The sequence below is a fragment of the Thiolapillus sp. genome, assembly GCF_048562965.1.
GTDB classification, from domain to species: Bacteria; Pseudomonadota; Gammaproteobacteria; order Chromatiales; family Chromatiaceae; genus Thiolapillus; species Thiolapillus brandeum_A.
Genome location: NZ_JBHNMF010000125.1, coordinates 1 through 7,940 on the forward strand (window position 1 = coordinate 1; position 7,940 = coordinate 7,940).

The 7,940-nt window shown below is 52.8% G+C and carries 5 protein-coding genes; all 5 read left to right on the plus strand.

Going from position 1 to position 7,940, the window contains the following annotated elements:
- Nucleotides 1–1,164 (plus strand): TrbC family F-type conjugative pilus assembly protein (locus tag ACOCD2_RS08565; RefSeq protein ID WP_293714805.1); only part of this gene is annotated, 1,164 nt, incomplete at its 5' end.
- Nucleotides 1,139–2,113 (plus strand): S49 family peptidase, encoded by a 975-nt coding sequence (locus ACOCD2_RS08570; RefSeq protein ID WP_293646658.1) that lies wholly within the window; start codon nucleotides 1,139–1,141, stop codon nucleotides 2,111–2,113. The genes ACOCD2_RS08565 and ACOCD2_RS08570, both read left to right, overlap by 26 nt.
- Complete coding sequence (locus ACOCD2_RS08575) at nucleotides 2,110–3,303, plus strand: TraU family protein (RefSeq protein WP_293674937.1); 1,194 nt, start codon at nucleotides 2,110–2,112, stop codon at nucleotides 3,301–3,303. The genes ACOCD2_RS08570 and ACOCD2_RS08575 overlap by 4 nt, the downstream gene beginning before the upstream one ends.
- 18 nt (nucleotides 3,304–3,321) lie before the next feature.
- Nucleotides 3,322–6,990 (plus strand): conjugal transfer protein TraN, encoded by a 3,669-nt coding sequence (traN, locus tag ACOCD2_RS08580; protein ID WP_419625676.1) that lies wholly within the window; start codon nucleotides 3,322–3,324, stop codon nucleotides 6,988–6,990.
- Complete coding sequence (locus ACOCD2_RS08585; RefSeq protein WP_293652373.1) at nucleotides 6,987–7,901, plus strand: hypothetical protein; 915 nt, start codon at nucleotides 6,987–6,989, stop codon at nucleotides 7,899–7,901. Before traN ends, ACOCD2_RS08585 begins: the two co-directional genes overlap by 4 nt.
- Nucleotides 7,902–7,940 lie beyond the last annotated feature (39 nt).

The following is a 7,940-nucleotide window of genomic DNA, read 5'->3' on the forward strand; positions in this document are numbered from 1 at the left end:
GTCGAAGACGACCTCAGTTGGGTCAAGCACCCGAAAGCGCCTGATGATGCGCTCGCCATCAAAGACCAATTGCTGAACAACGTATCGGACATTGCTAATTCGGCATTGAACCGTAATTCTGAAGCGGCTCGGGCACTGGGCGTGGAATTGGATAACACGTCTTCATCTCCAGGCGGCAACCCAGCGAACTCTTTGGGGCACACACCCATTCCTCAACGCCCCATCATCGTCTTTATCTCGATGAATCTTTCAGATGACTACCTGCGGGAAATGTTCGCATACGGGGCCACACACCCCGACGTGCGGTTTGTTCTGCAAGGGTGGATTCCACCGAAGATCGGGGACTTGCAGAATGCACTGGGGGCGCTTATCACAGACTTGTCACATCCACCGAATATCGACATCGATCCTTCGATATTTAAGCAGTATGACGTCCAGTCTGTGCCGGTATTCGTCCGGGAAGACACGAACCCTGTTCGGCGCATCGATGGCGAGTTGTCCCTGGATGGCGCCGTCGACTGGCTTCTTTCCCATCGTCCTGCGCCAGCGAATCCTGTAGGACCACTATCCGACATCGAGGAGCCGAATATCCTGGATGAAATCCAGCAACGGCTGGAAAACTTCGACTGGAAAGCCCAAATTGCCAAGGCCAAAGAAAATGCTGGCCACATGCTGCAGGGCGTTTTTCTCCCGCCGGCGGAAAAGGACAACACCTATTGGGTAGACATCTCCACGATTTTCAAACAGGACATCACGCTTCCTGATGGACGTGTCGTCGTTAAGGCGGGAACCCGCGTCAATCCATTGGATTCGGTGAGGCTCGACCATCGCTATGTCTTCTTCGATCCCAAGGACCGGCACCAGGTAAACATCGTCAAAAAATGGCTACGCCGATATAACAACCTGACGTTGATCGCCACTCAATTCAAACCGCTGGCGGATGAATCCAGCGCGCTGGTCAAAGAGCTTGGCCAGTTGGTCTATCCGTCCAATTCCTCATTGATACAGCGTTTTCAGATTCATTCAGTGCCTGCCCTGGTAGAGCAGGACAACGGATTGCTGAAGGTCACGGTAAAAAAACCGCAACACGATGACTCCGCGGATCCGGCGGAACAAGCTGATTTACAAACGAGTGCCCATGTTCTTCCGAAAAAAGCCGGCTGATACTGCTTCTACAAACTCGCTTTCACCGCAGGATAAGGCGTTGTTGGCCATCGCCGATGCATTCCGCCGGGAACGCCTGGCCGCACGCCGGCGCCGTTGGTTGGTTGTGACTCTCTTTCTCGGGGTGTTCATTCTTTCCACTGCGGTTCAGCTGGGAGAAAAGAAAGGGGTGATCAAATCCCTGAAAGCAACAGGTGCCGGGGAACATACCGCCGGCATTGTGCTCATCGATGGGGTAATCGGTGAAAAAGGGGGTGAGGAGACACGATTGGTCATCGACGCCATCCGTAAAGCCTTCGAGTCGAAACAGACGGACCGCGTGGTTCTTCTCATCAATAGTCCCGGCGGCAGCCCTTACACCGCGGACAGAATCATCCGTGCTATCACGTTGATACGTGAAAAAAATGACAAGCCCCTTGATGCTGTAATCGAAACCGTTGGTGCCTCGGCTGCCTACATGATAGCGGCCAGCGCAGACCGTATTTTGGCCAGTGAGTACTCCATGGTAGGGTCTATTGGTGCCAAAATGGCAGCCTGGAATTTCCACGATGCCACAGAGAAACTGCATGTGCGCCAGCTGGTGTTTGCGTCCGGGGCTCTCAAGAACATGCTCGACCCCTTCAGTCCACCAACCGAGGAGGGCATGAGGAAAGCGGATACGCTGGTGCGCCAAGCTGCCAATTCATTCTCATCCTACGTCAAAGACAAACGTGGCGACAAATTAACGCAACCCATAGAAAAGCTGTCTACCGGCGAGGTGTGGATGGGGAAGAAAGCACTGGCATTGGGACTCATTGATCAAATCGGCACATTGGAAAATCTGCTCGAGGATACCGATAGCAAACAACTGCTGTTCAAAAAGGACGCCCCTTTGATCGACCAGTTGTTGAAAGGAATGTCCGAGCACATCGTTACACCCTTCAATACATTGCGAGGACGGCTGCAATGACGGCAACGCGCATCTGGGCTTTCTTGTTCGTTTTTCTATTCACGACAGGTTCAGCGCTGGCCGGCGGGGTAGAGCGTGATATGCGCTGCCCCAATGCCAATATTCTTGGCGCGGGGCTATTCAACAAGGTTTGCTGGTCCTGCATGTTCCCCGTAAAGCTGTTCGGGCGCACCGTTTTCAGAGGGGACACATCCGCACCAGATAAGTCGGCCACAAAAACCATTTGTGTATGTGGTGGTGACCTGAAAAAAGGCATTCCTCCTCGAATCGGGATTACCCTGGGAATGTGGCAGCCGACCCGCATTGTCGAACTTGTTCGCCGTCCCTATTGTTTCCCCGCCATGGGTGGCGCCCAAATGGGGGGGGATATGTACAACATGGGGGGAGAAACGCATACCGGCTATCAACAGCAAGCTACCCAGGGCGTTAGTTCGAAACGAATGGATTTGTTCAATATCCATTATTACGTCTTCCAGCTGTTTGCCCTGCTGGAGTTGCTCGATATGCCTGGTTGCGGGCCTAAAGCCTTTGCGTCATTTGATGTTATGTTCCTGGGTGAAGCATTCCCGAACTGGTATGACGACAAACTCTCCTTCCTGGTACAACCAGAATCTGTGGTATTCAGTAATCCTATCGCAAAGGTCGCTTTACCGATTGACTGCATCGCCGCGAGCACTAATGAGCCAATTGACAAGCTTCATTGGGCCATTGGTTGCTGGGGGTCTGTCTATCCGTTTACCGGCAATGTCAACGTCAGCGCCCATACCATCAATAATTCCAGTCTGGTAGGCGTACGGGCCATGGCGCTGATGGCCAGGCTACAGCTGATGCAGCGCACCATGGGTAATGATGCAGCTTGCGAAGCACAAAAAATGCCAATCCTGGTGAAGAGCCAGTACAAGATGCAAATGATGTTCCCGGTACCCGAATCGAAGTCATTGGGTTCCTACGCCAATGTGCCGCCCCCACAGACGGATCCCAACCAGCCACCTGAAGACAACACAAATGGGGGAACCCAGGTACCGGTGGTGGACCCGAAAAGTCTGCCCAATATCAATAAGCATTGCTGTCATAACATTGGCGAAACCGACCTGAAATGGGGCTCCTGGCGTTCAAGGCCAGCAACCGGTGAGGACCAGGTGTACCTGCTGTGGCAGTGGGTGGACTGTTGTTTGGGGGCGTCGTTCTGATGATTAATGACCGCTACTGTGACAATTTTGGGGGTCGCTATTCTTCGCGGGGGGGCGATGAAGGCTGACCGTAGACTTGCCGCCGCGCTTGCGGCCTGGACCGCGTTTTTCCCAATTTTCTTTCAGCTCACGGCCGCACGAGCGGCCGACACCATTGTGAATAGCGCAGAACAAGGACAAAACGATGCCATAAATATCCTTGGGCAATCCGCTACTTTGCCCACGGTTCGGGCAATTGACCCATTCGACAGCTGGAATTCCAATGAAAATGAAATATTCGTAAAAGAAATATTGCCGGGCGCGGATGCCAGCCAACTGGGAAAATACGAAGACACGTTCGACCACCCGAATACACTTAAAGATTTCACAACACAGGAAATGCGGAATGTGAAAGGGGTGGGTTGTGAAAAAATCAACTTTGAGTTTGTCTCAAATGACACTGTAGCCTGGGTTGAGCCAAGGAAGGTAAAAAAGGTGGTAGTGACTGACCCCGCTACGGGCAAAGACATCATTGAATACCAGGACCAAGGCATCGAGCATTTTGTCCATCAGTGGTTTTACCTTACTGACAACCACAATCCTCCGACTGGTTTGCCCCTCAATTTCCCTCCCGTCCCCAGTATCGCGGGAACAGCAATGACGAAGGATTATTTCGTCAAAGAATTGGCTCCGGATACCTACCTTGTATACCGGTGGCATTACTCACCCTATGCGGCGCCTGCTGATGGCACCTACTTTGCTTATAACCACCGAATCTCCGGAGCCGATGCGACCGTGATCGCCGATGGGAAAAACCTGTCCAATCGTTACCAGTTTTCCGGTCGTGTGTTGCCATCTACGGTTTACCAGTACATTACTTTTCACGCTGATATCTATCGCGTGAAACGTGTCTGGCTGGACCCTGACGTTGTAGGCTTTCCCTGTCCTCCTACCTATCCCCCGGGTTCAACGATAGATGGGGTGAACATTGTCAACGGCGGTGTAGATTTCAGTGACATTCTCACCAATAGAGAAAAAAAGATATACCACGCGGGTAACGCATTTGAACTGCTTATGCGTTCACACAATGTTAATGAACTCGATTCTTATAGCCCAGAGATTCAGCAACTGGCAGCAACAGCTGCTGGTTTCAGCAGCTTTAACGAGTTCTCCCAATATTTCAGTGGCTGTACTGAAGATGCCAACATCGTCTGGGGAAAAGGTTCCGCTCACCGAGAGGATATCTACACTTGTTCGAGTGTTCGGGACGACCTCGATGAGGGATGCAGCGGTGAACGAAAAACACGTTTTGATTATGTCATGACGAAAGATGTGTTAAGGGTCACTGCGGAATGGCTGGGGCGTGACTGCCCGAAAGAGGGACAGGACCGCTACGATGATTGTTTGAACAATACCTGCCCGGCTGATGCACAAACCGAATACACGTCATGTAACAATGATTGTGACAATGACTATAACGCTTGTATTAACGCAGGCACGGACCAGAGCACTTGTGACAGCGAACACACGTCCTGCAAAAGCGACTGCACAACAGACTATAACAACAATATTGGTGGTTGCCCGTCCGAATGTGCTGTTGAGCGCGATACCTTGATTGACGAATGTAACGAATGGAATACAAATAATGCTGGCCCCTATGATATGACCGGCAAAGTCTGGCCGCTGACTACACGGACTGTGGGGGCTGGCAACGAAACAATAACATCTATAGAAGATGTCCCTCCAAGTAAGGTCAAATACACCACTTACATCACTCCCTTTGGTGGCAATTCCCTTGCCCACTTTTCCTATAACCATACCATTCAGGGTGCGACGGGCTCTATCACTGATTACGGGGACGCGCTCAATAATTGGGCCATGACAGGCACCGCAACCGCTGTTGGAAGCGAATTCAGCGTTGAGGCGGATATCTATGCGGTTCAGGACAACTATATCGATGGTTGTGAAGACTATCTCATGTTTCTTGCCGATGGTATGTGTGTTGAATGGCAGGACGGCGATTTTGATTGCAGTAGTGGTGAGTGCGAACTGGTCAATTCATCTGCCGTTGACCTTCACTGCACCAATGACCGCGGTCCCTGCACCACGCTTGATGGGGTGAGCTTTTGTGAAAACACGGGTCCCAATACCGGGATCGCCAAACTGCTGCCGCGTTGGGGGTTCGATAAAATGGCCATCCGTGGTAACGCTGACCCCGATTCCTGCGCGTCCGGCGAGCCCGGGCCGCCGGTCAAGTTTTTGCCGACGATGTGCTGGGAAGCCAGCGGGGGACCACTGGATTGCAGCAAAATTATTACCGGCCTCGGTGATTGCTGGACAGACCCCCAGGGTGACGTTCATTGTGTCAACGGGGACGGCAGCGGTCTAACTGGCACCAATTTCAGCCCAGACGGCTACAAAGACGACTGCGATGAGATGGGGTATCCCTCCCGAAATGACTGCCGCCTGGTATCAACCAATGTCTGCAAGGAGTGCGCTGAAGGTGTGGCCTCCGGAACCTGTTATGCCTATTCCATCGAATGGGATTGCGGAACCGACATGGATTACGATTCCCCGGATTCCGTAACCTACACCCAGTCCTGCGACGGCACCACCATGCGTTGCATGGGAACCGAATGCCATAATGTCAAAGGCGAGAGTAACCCGAATATGCAGCGGGCACTCGCGGCATTGGAGATGCTGGACCAAATGCGTACCGACCTGGTTTGCGAGGAAACCGGTAAGCCACCTTCAAGCCCGAACGAGCCCTGTACCCTGCGCTACTTCAACGGCAAAAAACAGACCTGCAAGATTCCTATTGGACACCAAATCGGTTTGACTCCCAACTGCTGTGAGGAAGGCGCAGAAGCGGCAGCAGGCATTGATGCGCTTGCCTATCTGCAGCTGATTTATTACACCAACAAACTGGGGCTCTTCGACAAGGTGTTCGATGCCGTGTCCGGTATGGGTAAGCTTCCCGGGCTTACCGAGATCTTCGAGAAGTTCACCGGCGCCAAGCAGGCCATCAGTCAGACCTTGTTGCCGGCAGAAACCCCCTTCTCCGGGATTGCCAATGAAATCAGTAAGGAGGGGTGGGCACAAACGATAGTGAACCATACCGGGGCTTTTGGGGAGGCCATTGCCGACATCTTGAACGGCTTGGCGGAATCACTCAATCAGTTTTTGGCGGACATGTTTGACCAGGCTTTCGCGGATTCTATTATTCAGCCAGGCAGTGGCTCGACGCTGCCCCAGCTCGGCCCCGCGCTTCAAATCATCATGTATGTCTATCTCGTCTACCAAATACTGAAGATACTCGGTCATCTGATTTTCAAGTGCGAAGAGGATGAGCTCAAACTGGGCATCGAGCGAAAAGTCGGCAACTGCCATTACGTGGGCAGTTATTGCGCGAAAGACACATTCCTTGGCTGTGTGCAGACCAATGAATCGTATTGCTGTTTTTCTTCGCCGCTGGCCCGTATCATCCATGAACAGGCCCGCGCCCAGGGCGTGGGGGCAGACCCCTTTATGCGGCGTAAAGGGTATGGCAAACCGAAGCACCCGCGTTGCAAGGGGCTGACGTTAACTGAGATGTCGCAAATCGACTGGAATGCCATCGACCTGACGGAATGGATATCCTTGTTGCAGGATGCGGGCATCCATCCTTCTACAGCCAACCCAAGCGATATGGTGGGGATTGGACCATGAGCATGCATGCATCAGTACTACCGCGCGGCCCGTTCGTAGCGGCCGCTTTATCAATCGCTGCTACGCCATCATGGGCGGCACAGTTCGGTCAACAGAACGAACATCGGGTGGACGCCAATGCTGTCTGGGGCCTCAACGTCACCCGTGGTGTGCGGACCGCAAGCCAGAAAGCCACCGGGTTTTTGAGCATCGATACCAGAGAGGCACATTTGAACAAGACCGTCACCCCGCGGATTTCAAACATCCAGAGTAATCGTGAATTGCTCCGTTCCATGCCGACCTGCTTCGACCCGGATGACCCCGCGCGTATACCCTGGTATGGCAATGTCGAGGAGAACTACACCGGCGGCGGTGGCGGCGGTACCGTCGACAAGTCCGCCTGGTGGAAATTTACACTGTCGATAAAACCTGCACCCAATGTCACGGAGTTTCCCAGGTCCGCTTCGGTCAAAGCGTATTTCCCCACACCGGCCGCGACCATCTCCATGGGAAGCTGGACGCTCTATCCTGAAGGCGATCCTGCTGCAAATGCCTGTGATGACTATAACCCCTGTTTTGTCTACAGCTATTCATTCGATTCATCCGACCCGTCGTTGCCCATTATGAGCGCCTGCAACATTCCCGGAGTGACGTTCTCCCGGCAGTCATCATTGCTGCCACAAGCGGATTTCGATCACAGGCCGAAATGCGTCAACAATATGTACCTGAAAGTATTCTTACACCAGGTATGGGCCTGCTTTTTCGATATCGAGGAGTCCGATCCTTATTGCACCTCCGAATTGGGCGGCACCTACACCATCCACGCAAACTGGTCTGAATCGACGTCCGGACCGCCACCGTCTGTCGATACAGTGACACATACCCCCGTGACTTACGATTATGACCCAAGAACCTGCAGCCCTGTTCCATAGCCACTTTCACGAGCCCTGTTCCATGAAAACGATAACCCA

Coding starts and splice junctions, on each gene's coding strand:
- ACOCD2_RS08570 (WP_293646658.1), top strand. CDS start 1,139: ATGTTCTTCCGAAAAAAGCCGGCTGATACTGCTTCTACAAACTCGCTT.
- ACOCD2_RS08575 (WP_293674937.1), top strand. CDS start 2,110: ATGACGGCAACGCGCATCTGGGCTTTCTTGTTCGTTTTTCTATTCACG.
- ACOCD2_RS08585 (WP_293652373.1), top strand. CDS start 6,987: ATGAGCATGCATGCATCAGTACTACCGCGCGGCCCGTTCGTAGCGGCC.